Here is a 21,248-nt window from a genome sequence, read left to right as displayed (position 1 = left end):
CGCACCGCGCTCATTCGGTGCGCAGGCCGTCCGGCCGCAGCAGTTTGAGCAGCGGGGGCAGGCTCAGCAGCGTCACCAGCAGGACGACGGCCGCCCCGCAGCCGGTCATCGACAGCACACTCGCCCAGTCCACACTCACCGGAGTGTCCGTCATCTTCAGCAGGATCGCGCCCAGCGTGATCCCCACCCCCATGGCCAGCAGCAGGCCCAGCCCGATCGGGATCGCCGTCTGCCACAGCACCGACAGACCCAGCGTCCGCCGCCGGGTGCCGAAGGCGACCAGCGACGACAGCAGCTTGCGGCGCTCGCGCAGCTGCTCCAGCTGGGAGACCAGCAGGCTCGCCCCGATCAGCAGCAGCACACAGGCCGAGCCGACGAGCAGACCGGTGCGGATGGTGGTGAACTTCGTGTCCTGCCGGGTGGACGACCACATCATCGGGTCGGCCAGCGGAGCCACGTGGAACGCCGTGTTGCGGGCGTACTCGTAGGCGTCGGGCACGGACTCGTCGATCGACAGGTAGATCTCACCGGTGGCCAGCTTCTCGGCGGCCGCGGGCAGCGCGCTCGGCGTCATCAGGAAGCCGCCGCGCTTGAAGTCGGTGAGGCCCTTGATCGAGTGGGCCTCGGTGATGCCCGCGGGGACGGTCCAGACGACGTCCTGGCTCTCCCCTGAGCCGGCCGGTTCGATGTACAGCTTCTTGCCGGGCTTGTTCATCTGCGGCCCGTCGGCGGAGTACTCGTCGCCGTCGAGGACGAACATGTCGCCGTCCTTGCACGAGGGCAGCTTCGCCACCTCGCGCAGCGCCGGACAGGCACCCACGGTCAGCTCGGTGGAGAGGTTCGGGCCGTTCTCGCTGTTCCAGGAGGAGTCGCCCAGGTAGCCCTCCCACAGGGCCGTGACCTTGCTGACGGCCTTGGTGTCGGCGAACTTCTGGGCGGTCGCGGCCAGCGGAGCGCCGTCCGGCACCCGGACCTGCATCTGTGCCCGGGTGAGGTCCTGGCCGGTGGCCTCGGTGTAGGCGCCGTCCACGCCGGCGAACAGCATCTGGAGCGCGATCGCACCCGCCACCGCCACCGCGATGCCGTTGACCATCCGGGCCGCCGTACCGCTGCTCAACTGCAGCCTGCGTACGGCCAGTTGCCAGGCCACGCCACCGGAGCCGAGCCGTCCGACGACCGTCTCCACGAGCCACGGCAGCAGTGCGGTGATGCCGACGAGGATCAGGACGACGCCGCCGCTCACCAGGTACTGGTTGAAGTCGCCGTTGGTCTGGCCCTGCCCGATCATCGGGTAGAGCATCGCGAAGCCGCCCAGGGGCAGCAGCAGCCGCCACCACAGCCGACGCCGTGCGGGCTTCGCCGTGCGCACCACGCCGAGCGGCTCGATCACCACACCGCGCAGGGCGAAGAGGGTGACCAGGACCGCCGCCGCCGGCACCGCGAGGGCGACCAGCGCCGCCAGCGCGGGGGAGGGATCGAGGTAGCTGGGCCACACGCTGATGCCCATCACCTCGACCGAACCCGCCACCTGGCGGCCGATCAGGAAGAACACCGTGCCGAGGACCAGGCCCAGCAGCGCCCCGGCCATCGCCTCGCCGGCCGCGATACGCCGGGTCATCCGGCCGTCCGAACCGATCAGCCGGAGGGCCGCGAGCCTGCGGTCCCGCCGCTCACCGCCGAACCGCACGGCCGCGGCGATGAACACCGCCACCGGCATCAGCAGCACCACGATGACGACGAGGATCAGCAGGAGCAGCACCGGGTCGGTGTCCTCCTTCGAGGGGTTCGGGTTCCCGAACTCGTTCAACCGGGTCGCCCCGTAGCCCTCCATGTGGGAGGCGAGCTCGGTGGTGCCCGAGTAGTAGGCGAGTTCCTGGGAGCCGATCAGTCCGCTCTCCCCGATGGTCCCGACGATGCGGTACGGGAGCCGTTCCCGCAGCAGCGCCGAACCGTCGGCGGCGAGCAGCTTCTTCAGCGCGGGCGAGACCACCATGTCGCCCTCGGCCGGGAACCGGCTCAGGCCGGGCGGCAGCGGCGCGCGCGATCCTTCGGGTTCCACCAGCCGACCGCGTACGTCCTTGTCACGGAACGTCGTGTCGGCCTGCGCGATCAGCAGGGTGTCGTCGCCCTTGGCCGGCTGCTCGCTGCCGAACGGCCAGTCCAGCCGCGCCTGTTCACGGTCGTGGCGTACCCCCATGGCGCTCGGTACCGCTGTCGTCAGCAGCAGGACCGCCACGCCGAGCCCGACGCCGACCGCGGTCAGCACGGCCCGTATCCAGCCCTCCCGGCCGCCGGCGAAGGCGAACCGGACCCCCAGGCCCAGGTCCCTGGACCTCCCCCACTCTCGGCTTCGCTCGAGCGGGCGGTGCCCCCTCCGCAGGCTCATATGACCCGCTCCATGTCCCGCGACTTCCCGTCCCGTACGACGATCTCGCGGTCGGAGTAGGCGGCCACCCGGGCCTCGTGCGTGACGAGGACGACGGCCGTGCTGGCCGACCGGGCCGCCTCGGTGAGCAGTTCCATCACGCGCTCGCCGTTGAGCGAGTCCAGCGCGCCGGTCGGCTCGTCGGCGAACACCACGCGCGGGCTGGTGACGAGCGAGCGCGCCACGGCCACCCGCTGCCCCTGTCCGCCGGAGACCTCACCGGGTCGCTTCTTGGCCAGGTCGTCGACCTCCAGCCGCTCCATCCAGCCCAGTGCGGTGCGCTCGGCCTGCTTGCGCGCGGTGCCGTTCAGTCGCAGTGGCAGCGCCACGTTCTCCACGCAGGTCAGTTCCGGCACGAGCTGCCCGAACTGGAACACGAAGCCGAACTCGGAGCGGCGCAGTTCGCTGCGCCGGGCGTCGCTCATCGTCGCGAGCTCGCGACCGTCGTACATGATCGAACCCGAGTCGGGCGTGACTATCCCGGCCAGGCAGTGCAGCAGCGTCGACTTGCCGGACCCGGACGGGCCCATCACCGCGACGACCTCGCCGGGGTGGATGGAGAACTCGGCGCCGGCCAGCGCCATCGTCGGCCCGTACGCCTTGTGCAGGTTCTCGGCGGCGAGCAGGGATCCCCCGGGGGCGTTCACGCGATCACCGCGGCCTTCAGCTTGTCGAGCCGGGCGGCGGCGAGTTCCAGCCAGCGCAGGTCGGCCTCGAGGTGGAACAGGGCGTGGTCACAGATCAGCTGGTCGGCGAAGTCGCCGGAGCGCTTGCGGTCCGTGAGGATGCGCATGCTGCGCAGGTGCTCGGCACGCTGGGTGTCGAGGATGTCGGCCGCGTCGCGGTGGGTCAGGAGCGCGAGGACGACCTTGGTGTACAGCGTCGACTGGAGATACGGCTCGGGCTTCTCGGGCGTCGCGAGCCACTGCTCGACGTCGGTGATCCCGGCGTCGGTGATCGCGTACCGCTTGCGCTCGGGACCGCCGCCGGCCTCGATGCCGTCGACCTCGACGAGCCCGTGCTTCAGCAGACGCGACATCGTCGAGTAGACCTGGCCGTAGTGCAGCGGCCGGTCGTGACCGAACTTCTCGTCGAAGGCCCGCTTGAGGTCGTAACCGTGGCGGGGCCCGGACTCCAGGAGTCCCAGGAGGGTGTGACCGATGGACATGGAGAGGACTGTACATGCGGTGTATACCCGGTGTGTATACGTCCCGTGTGCAGGTGGCGGCAGGGAGTGGGAGTGCGCAGGTGAGAGCCGATTGTCACCGTTCTGCCACAGGCCCGGCGCCTGGCCTTGTGTGGGGAGAGGAGGGCGCGGCGAAGCCGGTCAGGCCGGCGGGGGGCCGGGGGGCGAGCCGCCGGGGGGCCGGCCGCGACGCGGGAGGGGGCCGGTGTCGCCGGGGAGGCGTCCGGCCTCCTTCAGCGCCTTGCGCAGCAGGAACTCGATCTGCGCGTTCGCCGACCGCAGTTCGTCCGAGGCCCAGCGGGCCAGCGCGTCGTGGACCAGCGGATCCAGCCGCAGCAGCACCTGCTTGCGCTGCTGCGGCCGACGCTGAGGGGTCGGACCCCCGGCTGCATCACTCACTGGTAGAGGGTCCCGGTGTTCAGTACCGGCTGGGGCGCACGGTCCCCGCACAGCACCACCATCAGGTTGGACACCATCGCCGCCTTCCGCTCGTCGTCCAGCTCCACGATGCCCTGTTCGGCGATGCGCTGGAGCGCGGCCTCGACCATTCCCACGGCCCCGTCCACGATCTCCCGCCGCGCCGCGACCACGGCGCCCGCCTGCTGCCGCTGGAGCATGGCCGAGGCGATCTCGGGAGCGTACGCGAGGTGGGTGAAGCGCGACTCGATGATCCGCACGCCGGCCGCCTCGACGCGCGCGTGCAGCTCTATGGCCAGCTTCTCGGTGATCTCCTCCGCGTTGCCGCGCAGCGAGAGACCGTCCTCGTCGTGCGAGTCGTAGGGGTACTCGATGGCGATGTGCCGGACGGCCGCCTCGGTCTGGGTGGCGACGAACTCCAGGAAGTCGTCCACCTCGAAGCTGGCCTGCGCGGTGTCCCGCACGTTCCACACCACGACCGCGGCGAGTTCGATCGGGTTGCCGTAGGCGTCGTTGACCTTCAGTACGGCCGTCTCGTGGTTGCGGACCCGGGTGGAGATCTTCTCCCGGGAGGTGAAGGGGTTCACCCAACGCAGCCCGTCCTCGCGGATGGTGCCCCGGTAGCGGCCGAAGAGCTGCACCACGCGGGCCTCGCCCGGCGACACCGTGTTCAGCCCGCACATCGCCAGGAACGCGGCGAGGGCGACCAGGATGCCGCCGGTGATCAGCGCCGCCTTGAGGCCGGCCGCGTCCACCTGGGCACCGAAGGCGATCATCCCGGCGCCGGCCAGCAGTCCGGCCAGGCCGAGCAGCAGCGCGAGTCCTCCGGCCACGCTGTGCGCCGGGAACTCCTTCACGCGCGGGGCGGGCATCTCGGGAACGTCGACGGTGTCGGTGGCGGCTTCGGTGGTGGCCGAGGGGTCGTGAGTGGACATGGTGGGTCCCCGTTTCTCGTCGCCGCCCGATTCAGTAATCGGCGGCCTATCTAAGTGATATCACTTTAGCGCCTCATGGCAACCCTGTGCCACTCTCGTACGTCGGACTCGGTGGGGACGTCCGGGCGGTTCCCTCGCGCGGGGTGCTGATTCTCACGCCCCGTGCGGACCGGACCGAGACCCCTTCGTCATAGACAGCGGTGTTAGCTTTCTGAGCTGACCTGCCCCTGCCCCCGGGCACTGGTGTGACTGCCGAGTAGGAAGCGGAGCGAGCGGACTCATGGGACGAGCGGAAGAGAGACGAGCTCGACAGCGCGGTGGGCGCCGCGCGGCGCCCAGGGGCCGCTCGGTGGAGACGGACTCGACGACCCCTTCGACGGCGGAGTCCGTGGCGACCGCCGAGGCGCCCGACGCCGCTCCCGCGACCGGCGGCCGCGCCGCCGCCCGCCGGGGCGCGAAGAAGAGCGGCAAGGGCACCAAGGGCAAGGCCGGCAAGAAGGACAAGAGCTTCATACGCCGGCTCTTCACCTGGAAGAAGATCCTCGGCACCTTCCTCGGCCTGACCGTGGCCGTCATCGGCGCCTTCCTCTGGCTGTACATGAGCACGCCGATCCCCGAGGGCAACCCCGACGCCGACCTCCAGAGCAACGTCTACGAGTACGACAGCGGAGCGATCCTCGCCCGCGACGGCGAGGTCAACCGGGAGAACGTCGAACTCTCGAAGATCCCCAAAGAGGTCCAGCACACCTTCGTCGCCGCCGAGAACAAGTCCTTCTACACCGACGCCGGCGTCGACCTGAAGGGCACCACCCGCGGTGTCCTCAACACCCTCATGGGCAAGGGCGCGCAGGGCGGTTCGACGATCACCCAGCAGTACGTCAAGAACTACTACCTGACCCAGGAACAGACCGTCACGCGCAAGCTGAAGGAACTGGTCATCTCCCTGAAGCTGGACCGGGAGAAGGACAAGGACTACATCCTGGCCGGGTACATCAACACCAGCTACTACGGCCGCGGCGCCTATGGCATCCAGGCGGCCGCCCAGGCCTACTACCGCGTCGACGCCGAGAAGCTGACCGTGCCGCAGGGCGCCTACCTCGCCGCGCTGCTCCAGGCCCCCAGCCAGTACGACTGGACCTCCGCCTCCGACACCGGCAAGAAGCTGGTCACGGCCCGCTGGAACTACGTCCTCGACAACATGGTCGAGCAGGACTGGCTGGACAAGGGCAAGCGCGACGCCATGACGTTCCCGGTGCCCAAGGAGCCCAAGGCAGCGCCCGGCAAGGAGGGCCAGATCGGCTACCTCGTCGACGCGGCCAACACCGAACTGGCCAAGCAGCTGGTGGCCCAGGGCGTCGCCGACGACTACGAGTCGGGCATGGCCCTGGTCAGGCGCGGCGGCTGGAACATCGAGCTCAACATCGACAAGAAGAAGCAGAAGGCGCTGGAGACGGCCGTCAAGGAACAGCTGACCAGCAAGCTGGACAAGAAGAAGCGCTCGGTCGACGGCGACGTCCAGGCAGGCGCGGTGTCGGTGAACCCCAAGACGGGCGCCGTCGAGGCGATGTACGGCGGTACCAGCTACACCGACCACTACACCAACAACGCCACTCGCACCGACTACCAGCCCGCCTCGACCTTCAAGCCGGTCATCCTCGCCGCGGCCTTCGACGAGGCCGCCAAGACGCAGGACGGCGACCAGATCACCGCGAACACGATCTACGACGGCACCAGCAAGCGCCCGGTCGTCGGCAGCGACATCGGCTTCGCCCCGGAGAACGAGGACGACCAGGACTACGGCGACGTCACCGTCCAGACGGCGCTCAACAAGTCCATCAACTCCGTCTTCGCGCAGATGGGCGTCGACGTCGGCATGCCCGAGGTGCTGAAGGTCGCGGCCAACCTCGGCATGGACACCGCGGACCTCAAGGCCGTGCCCGCCCAGACCCTCGGCACCATGGGCGCTAGCCCCCTGCAGATGGCCGGCGTCTACGCCACCCTCGACAACCACGGCAAGCAGGTCACCCCGGCGCTCATCAAGTCGGCGGAGAACAGCGCCCACCCGACGTTCAAGCACACCGACCCCGTCGGGGAGCAGGTCATCAGCCGCGAGGCCGCCGACTCGGTCACCTCGGTGCTCACCGGCGTGGTCGACGACGGTACGGCGAAGAAGTCCGTGCGGGACAACCCGCTGCGCAAGGGCCAGAAGGTCGCGGGCAAGACGGGTACGTCCGACAACAACAAGTCGGCCTGGTTCACCGGCTACACCCCCGACCTGGTCACCTCGGTCGGCCTCTTCGGCGAGTCCGCGAAGGCCCCGCACCCCCAGGTCCCGCTCACCGGTGCGACGAACGGCCTGACCTCGGACGCGGGCCGCGTCAACGGTGGTGGCTTCCCGGCGCAGATCTGGGCGTCGTACACCTTCGGCGTCTCCACCAAGGTCACCAAGTTCGACCTGGACACCGACCAGGGCGCGGCGGTCCAGACCGCGTCGCCGTCCCCGAGCACCTCGCCGTCCGCGAGTTCGTCCCCGTCGTCGTCCCCGTCGACGAGTCCCTCCCCGTCCTCCTCTCCGTCGACGAGTTCGTCCCCGTCCACGTCGTCGAAGCCGAGCTCGTCCCCGTCCAGCACACCGACGGGTGACACCTCGTCGGAGCCCAGCACGGACGCCCCCTCGACCGAGCCGCAGGATCCCGGGGATCCGCTCTTCGGCCAGTAACGGCCGCCGGCGGCGGAAACAGCAGGGAGGGCGCCCGGAGATCTCCGGGCGCCCTCCCTGCTGTCTCTCGCGGCTGCCTCAGCTCCGGTTCAACTCGAACCAGACCACCTTGCCGGTGCTGAGCCGGGTGGCCCCCCACCGCCGGGCCAGCCGGTTCACCAGATACAGGCCGCGGCCACCCTCGTCGGTCGCCCGGGCCTGCCGCAGCCGAGGCAGCTGCGGCACGTCGTCGCCGACCTCGCAGCGCAGCACATCGGTGCGCAGCAACCGCAGGGTCACCGGCCGCGTGGCATACCGCACCGCGTTCGTGACGACCTCGCTGACCAGCAGCTCGACGGAGTCGGTCATGTCCTCCATCTCCCAGCGGGACAGCGCCTGCCGGGCCAGCCGGCGGGCCCGGCCGGGAGCCGCGTCCTCCGGTTCGAGGAACCAGTAGGCCACGTCGCTCGGCGCGATCCCGTCGAACCGGGCGGCGAGCAGCGCGATGTCGTCGTCCCGGTCGCCCGGGCCGAGCATGTCGAGGACCTCGTCGCACAGGGCCTCGAGCGGCGGCGGATGATCGGGGCCGGTCAGCTGGGCGGTCGCGGCGAGCTTCTCCCGCAGCTGCTCTATGCCGGTGGCCACGTCCCGCAGCCGGGACTCGACCAGGCCGTCGGTGTACAGCAGCAGCGTCGCCCCGGCCGGGGCGTCCAGCTCCACCGCCTCGAAATCGACCCCGCCCACGCCGATCGGCGCGCCCGGCGGCACCCGCAGCACCTCGGCCCGGCCGCCCAGGTGCAGCAGGATGGGCGGGGGATGACCCGCGTTGGCGATGGTGATGCGGTGCGAGACCGGGTCGTAGACCGCGTACAGGCAGGTCGCCATGCGGTCGGTGCCCAGCCGCTGGGCCTGCTCGTCGAGATGGTGCAGGACCTCCTGCGGCGGCAGGTCGAGGCCGGCGAGGGTCTGGGCCGTCGTCCGCAGCTGTCCCATGATGGCCGCCGACGTCATGGAGTGCCCCATGACATCGCCCACCACCAGCGCCACCCGGCTGCCCGGCAGCGGGATGGCGTCGTACCAGTCGCCGCCGACCCGCGCGGTCTCGGCCGCGGGCAGGTACCGGGAGGCGAGCCTTACGCCCGTGGGGCGCGGCAGGGTCTCCGGCAGCATCGTGCGCTGCAACTCGTCGGCGATGTACGCCTCACGGTCGTACAGCACCGCCTTGTCGATGCCCAGGGCGCTGTGCGTGGCGAGCTGGGCGGCCACCAGCAGGTCGTCGTTCTCGAACGGGATGCGTTCCGGGCGGCGCAGGAACACCGCGGCGCCGATCACCCGGCGGCGGCCCCGTAGCGGGGCCAGGACGGCCCGCTGACCGCTCGGGATGGCCAAGGTGCTGTCCTCGCCCAGCAGTTCGGGCAGCGCGGCGCGTGCGGCCGGATGGTCGGCGAACACCGGACGCACCCCGCGCAGCACCTCCGCGAGCGCCCCGCCGGGCCGTACCTCGCACAGCTCGCCGACCGCGGCCGACAGCTCGGCGGTCAGCTCGCCCGGTTCCGGGGGCGGCAGGGCGAGCGCCGCGAAGCCGGTCTCGGTGTCCCGTTCCTCCGGAATGCGGTCGGTGCGCCGCAGCCGCAGCATGATGCGGTCCGCCGCGGGCCGCTCGTCGCCCACGGGCAGCGGGTCGCGCAGGTAGACGAGGATCGCGTCGGAGAAGGTCGGCACGGTGGCCCGGCACAGCCCCATCACGATCTCGTCGAGGTCCAGGCCGCGGGCGATCCGCCGGGTCGCGGCGCCCACGAAACGCAGCCGGTCCCCGTCCCGCCGCATCGGCGTGGGACGGCCGGGCGTCAGTGCCCCTCCGGCCCGCCGGTCCTGCCCGTCCGGACCCCGCTCCGGGCGCGCGTCGGTGCCCGGCTGGGCCGGGATGGACTCGGGAGCGGGGCGCGGCCGGTGGTCACCCACGCTCGGCTTGGCCCGCGCGGGAGGAGCTCCCATCGCCTCGTCGGACGCCGACGGCTGGGAGTGCTCGGTGCCGGAACCGGCCTCCGAACCGGCCGCATCCATTCCCGTGGCTCCCTGGCCGCCCATGCCACCCTTTCCGCCCTTGCCGCCCTTGCCGCGCGGCGTCGTCGTACCCGAGGTGTCGGGAGGTAAGGCGGACTGGCCCGGCGCCGGTGCCTGGGTATGCAGCAGTGCCCCACGGGGGTCCGTGGGGTCGACGCCCTGGGGGCGTTCGTAGGAGGTGGGCTGCTCCGTCACGCGTGTCGAATCCGTCCGTCCGGGGCTGCGCGCCGCGCGCGCAGTTGGTCCCGCAGGAAACCCGATACCCGGAATACGTGCCCCCGGAACGGAATTCCCGCGTGGTCAGAGGTTGTTCCTGTGCCACCGGTGGACCGCGCGCGGCCCAGGGGGCCGACGTCGAGCGTCCCGCCGGTGTTGCCCTCGTACCCCTCGCTCACGTGCTGCCGCCCCTCGGTGACGTTCGGTCAGGCCCGGCGTCTGCTCCGGGAGTTACTGCCAGCGTGCCTTGCGGAGGACGATCCTACGTTTGTTGCCCGGGGGCGCATCAAGGGTCTCATGTGGACATGTGCGCGGGCGTACGGTCCCAGTCCTCCGGCAGCAACGGTACGGCCCAGGACGGATCCGGGCGCCAGTGCTGCCATCCCTCGCTGAACGGAGGCCCCCACGCGCGGATCACCTCCACCGCCCTGCTGCCCGCCTCCCTCACCTGTTCGGCGACCGCCCGGTCCATCAGTCCGTCCTGCTGGGCCTGCGCGAACTCGTCCTCGTCACGCAGACCCCAACTGCGGTCCGGGTAGACGCAGATGTCGAGGAAGTGGTCCTCGGAGTCCACGCCGCCGTCCCAACGGGCCAGCGGCGTCTCCAGGTTGACGTACCAGTTCTTGAACTGCCAGCCCTGGTCCCAGAACAGCCACACCGACCACGGCTCGCCGGGCCGGGCCACCTTCAGCACCCCGGTGCCGAGCCAGCGTCCCCGCGCAACGGTACGCGGCTTGGTGTACCGGGTGCGCAGCGGCTCCTGGTGCGGCGGGGTGCCGTCCGCGAGCACCGGCTTGACGCACTGCGTGCCCGGTGCCAGCCACACGGCGAGCAGCTCCTCGTCGTCCCGCACGACGGTCACCGGGCGGGCGATGTGGAAGTTCACCCCGCCGTTCTCCCGGTAGCGCCACAGGATCCGGCTCCCGGGCTCCCAGAAGGCCGCCGCACCACCAGTTCCCACGCGTCTCACCGCTTCACCGTCTGCCATGCACAGATATTAGGTGCCATGGGCATACGACGCTGCGGCGCGCGTCACGGTTCTCGCGCCGGGGGCGCGAAAGCACACGAGGGTTTACGGGTGTGTCATCCGCAGGACATCCAGCGCCTCGTCGAGCTGCTCGACCGTCAGATCGCCGCGCTCCACGTACCCGCCGTCCAGCACCACCTGGCGGATCGTCCGCCGCTCCGCCAGCGCCTTCTTGGCCACCTTCGCGGCCTCCTCGTACCCGATGTACTTGTTCAGCGGCGTGACCACGGACGGCGAGGACTCGGCGTACTCCCGGGCGCGCTCGCGGTGCGCGACGATCCCGTCGACGGTCCGGTCCGCGAGCAGCCGGGACACGTTGGCGAGCAGCCGGATCGACTCCAGCACGTTCCTGGCGATCACCGGCAGCATGACGTTGAGCTCGAAGTTGCCCGCCGCGCCCGCCGTGGCCACGGTCGCGTCGTTCCCGACGACCTGGGCGGCGACCATCAGCACGGCCTCCGGGATCACCGGGTTGACCTTGCCGGGCATGATCGAGGAGCCGGGCTGGAGGTCGGGCAGGCTGATCTCGGCGAGTCCCGTGCGCGGCCCCGAGGCCATCCACCGCAGATCGTTGGCGATCTTCGTGAGGCCCACGGCGATCGTCCGCAGCTGCCCGCTGGTCTCGACGACCCCGTCCCGCGCGCCCTGCGCCTCGAAGTGGTCGCGCGCCTCGGTCAGCGGCAGTCCGGTGGCACGGGCCACCTCCTCGATGACGGCCGCGGAGAAGCCGGGCGGCGTGTTGATGCCGGTACCGACCGCGGTGCCGCCCAGCGGCAGCTCGGCGAGCCGGGGGAGCGAGGCGTTGAGCCGCTCCACGCCGTACCGCACCTGGGCGGCGTACCCGCCGAACTCCTGGCCCAGCGTCACGGGCGTGGCGTCCATCAGATGCGTCCGCCCGGCCTTCACCACGTCGGCGAACTCCGCGGACTTGCGCTCCAGGGCCGCCGCCAGATGCTCCAGGGCGGGGATCAGATCGCGGGTGACGGCCGCGGTGGCCGCGATGTGCAGGGACGAGGGGAAGACGTCGTTGGAGGACTGGGAGGCGTTGACGTGGTCGTTGGGGTGCACGGCCCGGCCCAGCCGCTCGGTGGCGAGCGTGGCGACCACCTCGTTAGTGTTCATGTTGGACGAGGTCCCGGAACCGGTCTGGAACACGTCCACCGGGAAGTGCTCGTCCCACCGGCCCTCGGCGACCTCCGCGGCCGCCTCCTGGATGGCGTCGGCGATGTCCTTGTCGACCACCCCGAGCCGCGCGTTCACCTTCGCCGCGGCCCCCTTGATCCGCGCCAGCGCCTCGATGTGCGCACGCTCGATGCGCTGTCCCGAGACGGGGAAGTTCTCGACGGCGCGCTGTGTCTGGGCCCGCCACTTGGCTTCCGCCGGGACGCGTACCTCACCCATGGAGTCGTGCTCGATCCGGTATTCGCTCATGTCCGGTACAGCGATCGGGGCGGCCGGGATGTTCCGCGGGCTGGGCCGTCCGGATGGCGTCCGGCATGTGACCCAGGTCTCGTCGGGGCCGTGCAGCAGACGGGGGCGCGCTCGCGTCGAGGAGGGGTGACAGGAAGGGAGGAGCGTGTGGAGACGGACTTCCAGGATTTCGTGGCCGCTCGATCGACCGCGTTGTTCCGGGGCGCGCTGGTCCTCACGGGAAACCGTGAGGCGGCGGAGGACCTGGTCCAGGAGACCCTGGAGAAGGCCTGCCGCAGATGGCGCGTCATCGAAGCGAAGGACGCTCCGGACGCCTACGTCCGGCGGATCATGGTGAACCTGGCCAACGACCGCTGGCGGAGATTCCGCCGACTGACCACGACTCACCACCCCGAAGGCGGCGACACCGTCGCCCCGGGGGACGAGTACGGGCAGGTCGACAGCAGGGACCAGTTGGTGCGCGCGTTGCAGCAACTGCCCATGCGGATGCGGACGGTGGTGGTGCTGCGATACTTCGACGACCTCTCGGACGGCGAGATAGCGGCCGACCTCGGCATCACGCCGAGCACGGTCCGCTCCCAGCTGGCCCGGGGCATCGAGAAGCTCAGAAGTCAGTTCCCCGCACTCTCCGACCCTTCACCGCGGCGGCACACGGAAGGTATCCGATGACCTCGTACGGCGATGCACGGCCTTCCGGCCGCTCACCTTTCGAAGAGGAACTGACGCACGCCATGAACCGATTCGCGAACTCCGCCGAGACCCCCGACTTCGACGCGCCGCAGATCCTGCGCCGCACCCGTCGCCGTCGGACCATCGGCATCGCCGCCGTCGCCGCCGCCCTCATCGCGGCGGGCGGCGGAACGGCCCTGGCCACCTCGGTCGCGAGCGACAGCAGCAGCTCGACCCCGGCGGCGGCCGGCACGGACGCCAAGAACGACGACGCCACCACCCTGCTCTACCGCTTCGGTGACGGTACGACCACGCGGCTCCCCCTCGCGGGCCTCAGCCTGGACATGGCCAAGCCGTTGCTCGAAAAGACGCAGACGAAGCTCGGCAGCGTCACCAAGAAGGCCGTCAAGGGCTGCAAGCCGACCTCGGTGCTCGAAGTGACCCCGCACGCCCCGAAGACCATCGAGCCGGGCGACACGGTCGACTTCACCATCTGCGCCGGCTGACCGCACCCTGACCCGACAACGACGCCCGCCCCTGCGTCAATCAGGGGCGGGCGTCCGTCACAGCATCACACGCGTCACACCAGACCCGGGCCCCGTACCGGGATCGACGTGAACGTCGGGGCCGGGGCCGGGTCCTGGCAGAAGTCGTTGCCCTTGGCACTGTTTCCGATGGCCGCCCTCGCACTGCTCGGCCCCGGGGGGCCTCACAGGCTTCGGCCGGCCGCGCCGGACTCCGTCCGTCGGTCGGGTGGCCGCGGGCCGTCTCAGGCTCCCGGCCGCTCCGCGGGTGTCAGGCCAGACCCGGGCCCCGTACCGGGATCGACGTGAACGTCGGGGCCGGGGCCGGGTCCTGGAAGAAGTCGTTGCCCTTGTCGTCGACGACGACGAAGGCGGGGAAGTCCTCGACCTCGATCTTCCAGACGGCCTCCATGCCGAGCTCCTCGTACTCGACGACCTCGACCTTCTTGATGCAGTCCTGGGCGAGCCGGGCGGCCGGACCGCCGATGGAGCCGAGGTAGAAGCCGCCGTGCGTGCCGCACGCGTCCGTGACCTGCTTGCTGCGGTTGCCCTTGGCGAGCATGACCTTGGAGCCGCCGGCGGCCTGGAACTGCTCGACGTAGGAGTCCATACGGCCGGCCGTCGTCGGGCCGAAGGAGCCGGACGCGTAGCCCTCGGGGGTCTTGGCCGGGCCGGCGTAGTACACCGGGTGGTCCTTCAGGTACTGCGGCATCTCCTCGCCCGCGTCGAGACGTTCCTTGATCTTGGCGTGCGCGATGTCGCGGGCCACGACCAACGGGCCGGTGAGGGACAGCCGGGTCTTGACCGGGTACTTGGTCAGCTCGGCGAGGATGTCGTCCATCGGCTGGTTGAGGTCGATGCGGACCACGTCCGACTCGTCGAGGTGCTCGTCCGTGGTCTCCGGCAGGAAGCGCGCCGGGTCGGTCTCCAGCTGCTCCAGGAACACGCCCTCGGCGGTGATCTTCGCGACGGCCTGCCGGTCGGCGGAGCAGGAGACGGCGATGGCGACGGGACAGGAGGCGCCGTGCCGGGGGAGACGGACGACCCGTACGTCGTGGCAGAAGTACTTGCCGCCGAACTGCGCGCCGATGCCGATCTTCTGGGTCAGCTCGAAGACCTTCTCCTCGAGCTCCTTGTCCCGGAAGCCGTGCCCGAGCGGCGAACCCTCGGCCGGGATCTCGTCCAGGTAGTGCGCGGAGGCGTACTTCGCGGTCTTCAGCGCGTACTCGGCCGACGTGCCGCCGACGACGATCGCCAGGTGGTACGGCGGGCAGGCGGCCGTACCGAGCGAACGGATCTTCTCCTCCAGGAACTTCATCATGGAGGCCTCGTTCAGGACGGCCTTCGTCTCCTGGTAGAGGAAGCTCTTGTTGGCCGAGCCGCCGCCCTTGGCCATGAACAGGAACTTGTACGCGCCGCCGTCGGCCGCGTACAGCTCGATCTGGGCCGGGAGGTTGGAGCCGGTGTTCTTCTCGTCCCACATGGTCAGCGGGGCCATCTGCGAGTAGCGCAGATTGAGGTTCAGGTAGGCGTCGTAGATGCCGCGGCTCAGGGCCGCCTCGTCGCCGCCCTCGGTGAGCACGTTCTGCCCGCGCTTGCCCATCACGATGGCCGTGCCGGTGTCCTGGCACATGGGGAGCACGCCCGCGGCCGCGATGTTCGCGTTCTTCAGCAGGTCCAGCGCGACGAACTTGTCGTTGCCGGAGGCCTCCGGGTCGTCGATGATGCGGCGCAGCTGCGCGAGGTGGGCCGGGCGCAGGTAGTGCTGGATGTCGTGGATGGCCTCCTCGGCGAGCTTGCGCAGCGCCTCCGGCTCCACCTTGAGGAACGTCCGCCCGTCGGCCTCGAAGGTGGAGACACCCTCGGCGGTCACCAGCCGGTAGGGGGTGGTGTCCTCTCCCATGGGAAGCAGATCGGTGTACGCGAACTCAGGCATCTCGCCCATTCCTCACTCGACAGACAGCGGGCCCGCCTCCATTGGCGGGCGCTCACCAGCGTAGGACCTGCCGTCGCCGACGAACTTGTGAGGTAAGGCTCAGTTCGTCGGCGCCCGTTCCGAGTCGGGGCTATCGCGATCTATCGTGTTTCGGTACGCTGCTCCTCGTGGACCTTCACAAGCAGACCGCCGCCCCCGCGCCGGCCGCGGAGTTGCGCGCCTCGGACGCCGACCGTGACCGTATCGCCGACATGCTCCGCGAGGCGCTCGCGGAGGGCCGGCTGACCGCCGACGAGCACGCGGAGCGTGTCGAGGGTGTACTGGCCGCCAAGACGGTCGGTGAGCTGGAGGTCTTCGTCCGGGACCTGCCCGCCGCGCACGAGCGGCGCACGGCCCCCTCCACCGCCCCCGGCCGGCCCACCGCGGGAGCGATTCCCGCCGACCCCGACGACAACGTGGTCGCGATCTTCAGCAGCGCCGTCCGCAGGGGCCGCTGGCGCGCGGGCCGCCGTATCCACGCCTACGCGGTCTTCGGTACCGTCGAGATCGACCTGACCGAGGCGCTCTTCGAGTACCAGCAGGTCGTGATCAAGGCGATCTCGGTCTTCGGCAACGTCGAGGTCCGCGTCCCGGAGAACGTCTCGCTGCGCGGCACCGGCGGCGCGGTGCTGGGCAACTTCGAGGTGTACGCGCTCGATTCGCCCCAGCCCGACGCCCCGGTGGTCTACGTCGACGGCTGGGCGGTGCTGGGCAACATCGAGGGCCGGCCGAAGCGGGGCAAGCTCGTCGCGGACATCCTCGACCGGGTCCAGCACAAGGTCGACAGGAGTCTGCGCAGACACCTGGACCGTTGACGGTCGTGAACTTCGCCGCGAGGCCGTGGCGCGGCTCCGCGAGGCCTCGCGGAGCCGCGGCGAGGTGGTGGCGAGGTGGTGGCGAGGCGTCGAGAGGGCGCCGAGGCCCACGGCGGTCGGGAACTCAGTGCATAGGCGCGCGCACAGCGGGTAGGCCTTGCTGCATCGTCTCTCGCTCGCGAAGCCGTCGTCAGGAGTAGACCCGTGCTGCAACCGCCGCATTCGCCCGTGCAGGTCGCCGCTGTTCCGGCCCCGCGGGTACCAGCGCGCGACAGGGATCAGGACGCCCCCTGGCATACCGAGGCGGTGTGCCGACGCGACGAGGCAGGCCTGTTCTTCGCCCCCTCCAAGGAGCCCACGGCCGCCCGGCTCTCCCGCGAGGAAGCCGCGAAGCGGGTGTGTGCCCGCTGTCCCGTCATGGTCGAGTGCCGTGAACACGCGCTTCTCCAACCCGAGCCCTACGGCGTCTGGGGCGGCCTGACCGCCGCCGAACGCCGGGTGGCCCTCGCCCGGCGCCGCCGCCGTGACGTGGAACTGAAGAAGGCGGCACAGTCGGCGGGCCGCATAGCGGCGGCGGGCTGAGCGGCGGGCCGAGATCCTCGGGGCACGCGAAAGGGGCACCCCCACCGCACCGGGGGTGCCCCTCTCACGCACTGCGGGGGCCGTTCGGCCCGATCGGACCACTGCTGGGTTGCTCGGCCCGGTCGGACTACGGGGCTACTTGGCCCGGTCGAAGTCGACCGCGCTGTAGGCCCGCAGCTTGCTCAGCCGGTGCTCGGAGTCGATCCGCCGGACCGTCCCCGACTTCGACCGCATCACGATCGAGTCGGTGGTCGCGGTCTCCGACCGGTACCTGACCCCCCGCAGCAGCTCACCGTCGGTGATACCGGTGGCGACGAAGAACACGTTCTCGCCGGTCACCAGGTCCTCGGTGGTCAGGACGCGGTCGAGGTCGTGCCCGGCGTCGAGTGCCCGCTGCCGCTCCTCGGCGTCCTTGGGCCACAGCTTGCCCTGGATGACACCGCCCAGGCACTTCACGGCACAGGCCGAGATGATGCCCTCGGGGGTGCCGCCGATGCCGAGCAGCAGGTCGACGCCGGTGCCCTCGCGCAGGGCCAGGATCGAGCCGGCGACGTCACCGTCGGAGATCAGCTTGATGCGCGCTCCGGTCGCCCGGATCTCCTCGATGATGCCCTCGTGCCGCGGGCGGTCCAGGATGACGACGGTGACGTCCTCGGGCGTGGCCCGCTTGGCCTTGGCGACCCGCCGGATGTTCACGGCCACGGGCGCGTCGATGTCGACGAAGTCGGCGGCCTCGGGGCCGGTGACCAGCTTGTCCATGTAGAACACTGCGGACGGGTCGAACATCGCGCCCCGCTCGGTGGCCGCGAGGACGGCGATCGCGTTCGGCATGCCCTTGGCCGTCAGCGTGGTGCCGTCGATCGGGTCGACCGCGATGTCGACCTCGGGCCCGGTCCCGTCACCGACGCGCTCGCCGTTGAAGAGCATCGGGGCCTCGTCCTTCTCGCCCTCGCCGATGACGACCACGCCGTTCATCGACACGGTGGAGACGAGGGTCCGCATGGCGCGCACCGCGGCACCGTCGGCGCCGTTCTTGTCACCGCGGCCCACCCAGCGGCCCGCGGCCATGGCGGCGGCTTCGGTCACCCGGACGAGTTCCAGGGCGAGGTTGCGGTCGGGGGCCTCGGAGGGGACATCGAGTTCGGACGGCAATTGATGATGCTCGGTCATCGGAGCGCACCTTTCTGATACGACGACGGCCGGATGAGGGTTCGATCCCGACTCTATCGTCAGTCCGACAAAATGAGCAGGGGACCCCACGGATGAGCGCATCGGGCACCTGCGACGATAGGGGGCGTGGCAGGTTCGAACGGCAAGCAGAAGACAGCCCGCGACATGATTCTCTCCCTCGGGGTGATCATGATCGCGGCGTGGGTCATATACCTCTTCGTCCCGCACGACGATCGCCCTCGCGAGGTCCGGCAGGTCGACTACCGCGTCGAGCTCCTCACGGCGCGTCGCGCGGCGACGTACCCGGTGGCCGCGCCCGAGGGCCTGTCCGACGCCTGGAAGGCGACCTCGGTGAGGTTCCAGGGTGACGACTTCGACGCATGGCACCTCGGTTTCCACGCTCCCGACGGGGAGTACGTGGCGATCGAGCAGTCCACTCAGCAGCGCTCGGAGTTCGTCGAGGAGGCCAGTCAGGGCTCGAAGGCGACCAAGGTCACCGAGCAGATCGGCGGCCGCACCTGGACCCGCTACACCGGCGGCCGCTACGACGCGCTCGTTCTCCAGGGCGAGACGGGCTCCACCACCGTGGTGGCGGGCACCGGGTCCTTCGAACAGCTGTCGGCGATGGCCGGCGCGCTGAAGCTGGCGTGAGCGCCCTGCGACCCGCGAGCGGCCCCGCGCGGTGACATGCGAGGTGACATGCGAAGAGGCCCCCGGCGTGCTCGGCGGGAGCCTCTTCGCATGTCACCGGTCTCAGACGGTGGTGACGACCTCGTCGTACGCCAGGCGCGGGGAGCGCGGGTAGGAGGCGCCCTCGCCCGGCTTGCCGATGTTGACGACCATCAGCGGGGTGTGGTCGTCGTCCAGGAACTCCTTGCGGACGCCCTCGAAGTCCACGCCGGTCATCGGTCCTGCGGCCAGGCCGGCGGCGCGGACGCCGACGATGAAGTAGGCGGCCTGGAGGGCGGCGTTCAGCGCGGCGGCGCCCTCGCGGGCCGGACGCTCGCTGAAGAACAGCTCCTTGGCCTGCGGGAAGGCCGGGAACAGGGTCGGCAGCTCCTGGTGGAACTCGTTGTCCGCGGAGAGGATCGCGACCAGCGGGGCGGTGGCGGTCTTGGGCCGGTTGCCCTCGGCCATGTGCTGCACCAGGCGCTCGCGGGCCTCGGCGGAGCGGACCAGGGTGATGCGCAGCGGGGTCTGGTTGAACGCCGTCGGCCCGTACTTGACCAGGTCGTAGATCGCCTGGACCTGCTCGTCGGTCACCGGCTCGTCGGTGAAGGTGTTCGCGGTGTGGGCCTCGCGGAACAGCAGGTCCTGGGCGGTGGGGTCGAGAACGAGAGACATGCGGGAACTTCCTCGGTGGTGACGTCCGGATCCCGTACCGGACCGCGGTCCGGATAGGCTGACGACACCGACAGTACGCGGGGAAGGTTCAAGGTTCAACAAAACCCGGAGTGGGGTGATCCGCTTCACAGGCTTGCACTGCACGGGTCACCGGACAGGCCCGATTCACCGCCCCCGCCGAGAGCGCCTCGGCTCACTCCCCCTCTTCCGCCTCGCCCTCCTCGGCCAGCGCCGCGTCCAGCCGCGCCCGGGCGCCCTCCAGCCAGCGCCGGCACACCTTGGCCAGCTCCTCACCGCGCTCCCAGAGGGCGAGGGACTCCTCCAGCGTCGTACCCCCCGCCTCCAGACGCCGTACGACCTCGATCAGCTCGTCGCGGGCCTGCTCGTACCCGAGCGCCTCGTCCGTCTTGCTCGTCATGCACCCAATCCCAGTGGTCGTTGTGGTCGTTGTGGACGTTGGTGACTAGTTGCCGACGTCGTCGACCCGGACGGTGAACTCGCCCTCGGCGACCCGCGCGCGCAGGGTCTCGGCGGCCGTCACCTCGGCCGGATCCCGGACCACGTGCCCGTCGGCCTTCTGGAGCACCGCGTACCCGCGTTTCAGCGTCGCGGCCGGTGAGAGTGCCACCACGCGCGCGTGCGTGTGGGTCAGCTCGGAGTCGGCGCGGTCCAGGAGGTGTCCGAGCGTGCGCCGCGAACGGTCGACGAGCGAGGAGACGTGATCGGCCCGCTCGTCGATCATCCGGTGCGGATCCTGTATCACCGGCCGCGCGAGGGCGTGGGCGAGCCCGCGTTCCTCCCGCTCCAGGAACGCCTGCGCGCACCGGCGCGCCCGCCCGCGCAGCATCCGCACCCGTTCCAGTTCCTCACCGACGTCCGGTACGACCTTCTTCGCGGCGTCGGTCGGCGTCGAGGCGCGCAGGTCGGCCACATGGTCGAGGAGCGGGTTGTCCGGCTCGTGCCCGATCGCCGAGACGACCGGAGTACGGCAGGCCGCGACGGCCCTGACCAGTTGCTCGTCGGAGAACGGCAGCAGATCCTCCACGCTGCCACCACCGCGCGCGACGATGATCACGTCCACCTCGTCCAGGCCGTCCAGCTCCTTCACCGCCTGGACGACCTGCGTGACCGCGTGCACGCCCTGGACGGCGACGTTGCGCACCTCGAAGCGGACGGCGGGCCAGCGGTGCCGGGCGTTCTCGAGGACGTCCCGCTCGGCGGCGGAGGCCCGTCCGCACACCAGCCCGATGAGCTGTGGCAGGAAGGGCAGCGGCTTCTTCCGGGCGGGGGCGAACAGGCCCTCCGCGGTCAGGGACTTCTTCAGCTGCTCCAGCCGCGCCAGCAGCTCACCGACCCCCACCGGCCTTATCTCGACGGCCCGCAGCGACAGTTGGCCGCGCGGCGCGTACCACTCCGGCTTCGCATGGACGACGACCCGCGCGCCCTCCCCGACGACGTCCGCGACCGCGTCGAAGACCTGCCGGTAGCAGGTCACGCTCACCGAGATGTCGTGCGACGGGTCCCGCAGCGTCAGAAACACCACGCCGGCACCCGGGCGCCGCGACAACTGGGTGATCTGCCCCTCGACCCACACCGCGCCGAGCCGCTCGATCCAGCTTCCGATGAGCCGCGAGACCTCGCCGACGGGCAGCGGGGCGTCCGCGGACGTGTTCACAGCCATGCGCCCGAGCGTATCGGCCGTCACCGACAATCCGGGGGTCCCGCCCCCCGGGGGCCGGAAAGGGCGGGGGCCGGGGAAAGGGCAGGCGG

General features: G+C 70.7%; 19 protein-coding genes. 6 read left to right on the top strand and 13 right to left on the bottom strand.

Features of this window, described 5'->3' with window-relative positions; all coding sequences use genetic code 11:
- Positions 1-10: 10 nt before the first annotated feature.
- From OHU34_RS15485 to OHU34_RS15465, 5 genes are all read right to left on the bottom strand, one after another.
- Positions 11-2,386: an ABC transporter permease gene (locus OHU34_RS15485; protein ID WP_142265985.1), complete on the bottom strand. Its 2,376-nt coding sequence runs from the start codon at positions 2,384-2,386 to the stop codon at positions 11-13.
- Entirely contained in the window at positions 2,383-3,072 is a 690-nt protein-coding gene (locus tag OHU34_RS15480) for an ABC transporter ATP-binding protein (protein WP_020128024.1), read from the bottom strand. The genes OHU34_RS15485 and OHU34_RS15480 overlap by 4 nt, the downstream gene beginning before the upstream one ends.
- Positions 3,069-3,593 (bottom strand): PadR family transcriptional regulator, encoded by a 525-nt coding sequence (locus OHU34_RS15475; protein WP_020128023.1) that lies wholly within the window; start codon positions 3,591-3,593, stop codon positions 3,069-3,071. Before OHU34_RS15475 ends, OHU34_RS15480 begins: the two co-directional genes overlap by 4 nt.
- 159 nt (positions 3,594-3,752) lie before the next feature.
- On the bottom strand, positions 3,753-4,010 hold the full coding sequence (locus tag OHU34_RS15470) for a hypothetical protein (RefSeq protein WP_020128022.1): 258 nt from the start codon (positions 4,008-4,010) through the stop codon (positions 3,753-3,755).
- The gene (locus tag OHU34_RS15465) at positions 4,007-4,963 is read right to left on the bottom strand and encodes an SPFH domain-containing protein (protein WP_230194760.1); all 957 of its coding nucleotides are present in this window, start codon (positions 4,961-4,963) and stop codon (positions 4,007-4,009) included. Before OHU34_RS15465 ends, OHU34_RS15470 begins: the two co-directional genes overlap by 4 nt.
- A gap of 280 nt (positions 4,964-5,243) precedes the next feature.
- On the opposite strand from OHU34_RS15465, the gene OHU34_RS15460 reads away from it, so the two are divergent.
- Positions 5,244-7,682, top strand: coding sequence for a transglycosylase domain-containing protein (locus OHU34_RS15460; protein ID WP_200839788.1), 2,439 nt, complete (start codon positions 5,244-5,246; stop codon positions 7,680-7,682).
- 78 nt (positions 7,683-7,760) lie between these two features.
- Here the strand turns inward: OHU34_RS15460 and OHU34_RS15455 are convergent, their stop codons facing one another.
- From OHU34_RS15455 to OHU34_RS15445, 3 genes are all read right to left on the bottom strand, one after another.
- The gene (locus OHU34_RS15455; RefSeq protein ID WP_405766812.1) at positions 7,761-9,920 is read right to left on the bottom strand and encodes a SpoIIE family protein phosphatase; all 2,160 of its coding nucleotides are present in this window, start codon (positions 9,918-9,920) and stop codon (positions 7,761-7,763) included.
- A 316-nt stretch (positions 9,921-10,236) separates the two neighbouring features.
- Positions 10,237-10,929, bottom strand: a complete 693-nt coding sequence (locus OHU34_RS15450; protein ID WP_037734821.1) for a DUF402 domain-containing protein — start codon at positions 10,927-10,929, stop codon at positions 10,237-10,239.
- Between the two features lie 84 nt (positions 10,930-11,013).
- Complete coding sequence (locus OHU34_RS15445) at positions 11,014-12,399, bottom strand: aspartate ammonia-lyase (protein ID WP_142265988.1); 1,386 nt, start codon at positions 12,397-12,399, stop codon at positions 11,014-11,016.
- 147 nt (positions 12,400-12,546) lie between these two features.
- On the opposite strand from OHU34_RS15445, the gene OHU34_RS15440 reads away from it, so the two are divergent.
- A complete protein-coding gene (locus OHU34_RS15440; protein WP_142265989.1) occupies positions 12,547-13,068 on the top strand; it encodes a SigE family RNA polymerase sigma factor in 522 nt (173 codons plus the stop codon).
- A 62-nt stretch (positions 13,069-13,130) separates the two neighbouring features.
- Positions 13,131-13,574, top strand: coding sequence for a hypothetical protein (locus OHU34_RS15435; protein WP_235034555.1), 444 nt, complete (start codon positions 13,131-13,133; stop codon positions 13,572-13,574).
- Between the two features lie 289 nt (positions 13,575-13,863).
- Here the strand turns inward: OHU34_RS15435 and OHU34_RS15430 are convergent, their stop codons facing one another.
- Positions 13,864-15,528: a fumarate hydratase gene (locus OHU34_RS15430; protein ID WP_200839789.1), complete on the bottom strand. Its 1,665-nt coding sequence runs from the start codon at positions 15,526-15,528 to the stop codon at positions 13,864-13,866.
- 167 nt (positions 15,529-15,695) lie between these two features.
- Between OHU34_RS15430 and OHU34_RS15425 the strand changes: the two genes are divergently transcribed.
- Positions 15,696-16,382, top strand: a complete 687-nt coding sequence (locus OHU34_RS15425) for a DUF1707 domain-containing protein (RefSeq protein WP_142265992.1) — start codon at positions 15,696-15,698, stop codon at positions 16,380-16,382.
- 204 nt (positions 16,383-16,586) lie between these two features.
- Positions 16,587-16,964 carry a WhiB family transcriptional regulator gene (locus OHU34_RS15420; protein WP_082412888.1) on the top strand — a complete coding sequence of 126 codons (378 nt, stop codon included), beginning with the start codon at positions 16,587-16,589 and terminating at the stop codon, positions 16,962-16,964.
- A 135-nt stretch (positions 16,965-17,099) separates the two neighbouring features.
- On the opposite strand, the gene glpX is transcribed toward OHU34_RS15420, so the two are convergent.
- Positions 17,100-18,134 (bottom strand): class II fructose-bisphosphatase, encoded by a 1,035-nt coding sequence (gene glpX / locus OHU34_RS15415; RefSeq protein ID WP_142265993.1) that lies wholly within the window; start codon positions 18,132-18,134, stop codon positions 17,100-17,102.
- Positions 18,135-18,260: 126 nt separating this feature from the next.
- On the opposite strand from glpX, the gene OHU34_RS15410 reads away from it, so the two are divergent.
- Positions 18,261-18,785 (top strand): DUF4245 domain-containing protein, encoded by a 525-nt coding sequence (locus OHU34_RS15410; RefSeq protein ID WP_230194757.1) that lies wholly within the window; start codon positions 18,261-18,263, stop codon positions 18,783-18,785.
- Between the two features lie 102 nt (positions 18,786-18,887).
- Here the strand turns inward: OHU34_RS15410 and OHU34_RS15405 are convergent, their stop codons facing one another.
- The 3 genes from OHU34_RS15405 to xseA all read right to left on the bottom strand — a co-directional run bounded on the left by OHU34_RS15405 (position 18,888) and on the right by xseA (position 21,159).
- Positions 18,888-19,478, bottom strand: a complete 591-nt coding sequence (locus tag OHU34_RS15405) for a malonic semialdehyde reductase (RefSeq protein WP_142265995.1) — start codon at positions 19,476-19,478, stop codon at positions 18,888-18,890.
- Positions 19,479-19,671: 193 nt separating this feature from the next.
- Positions 19,672-19,896 (bottom strand): exodeoxyribonuclease VII small subunit, encoded by a 225-nt coding sequence (locus OHU34_RS15400; RefSeq protein ID WP_020128007.1) that lies wholly within the window; start codon positions 19,894-19,896, stop codon positions 19,672-19,674.
- A gap of 45 nt (positions 19,897-19,941) precedes the next feature.
- Positions 19,942-21,159 (bottom strand): exodeoxyribonuclease VII large subunit, encoded by a 1,218-nt coding sequence (gene xseA, locus OHU34_RS15395; protein WP_142265996.1) that lies wholly within the window; start codon positions 21,157-21,159, stop codon positions 19,942-19,944.
- Positions 21,160-21,248 lie beyond the last annotated feature (89 nt).

This window comes from Streptomyces sp. NBC_00080, assembly GCF_045041255.1.
Lineage (GTDB): Bacteria > Actinomycetota > Actinomycetes > Streptomycetales > Streptomycetaceae > Streptomyces > Streptomyces coriariae.
This window is presented reverse-complemented; position numbering and strand designations above follow the sequence as displayed.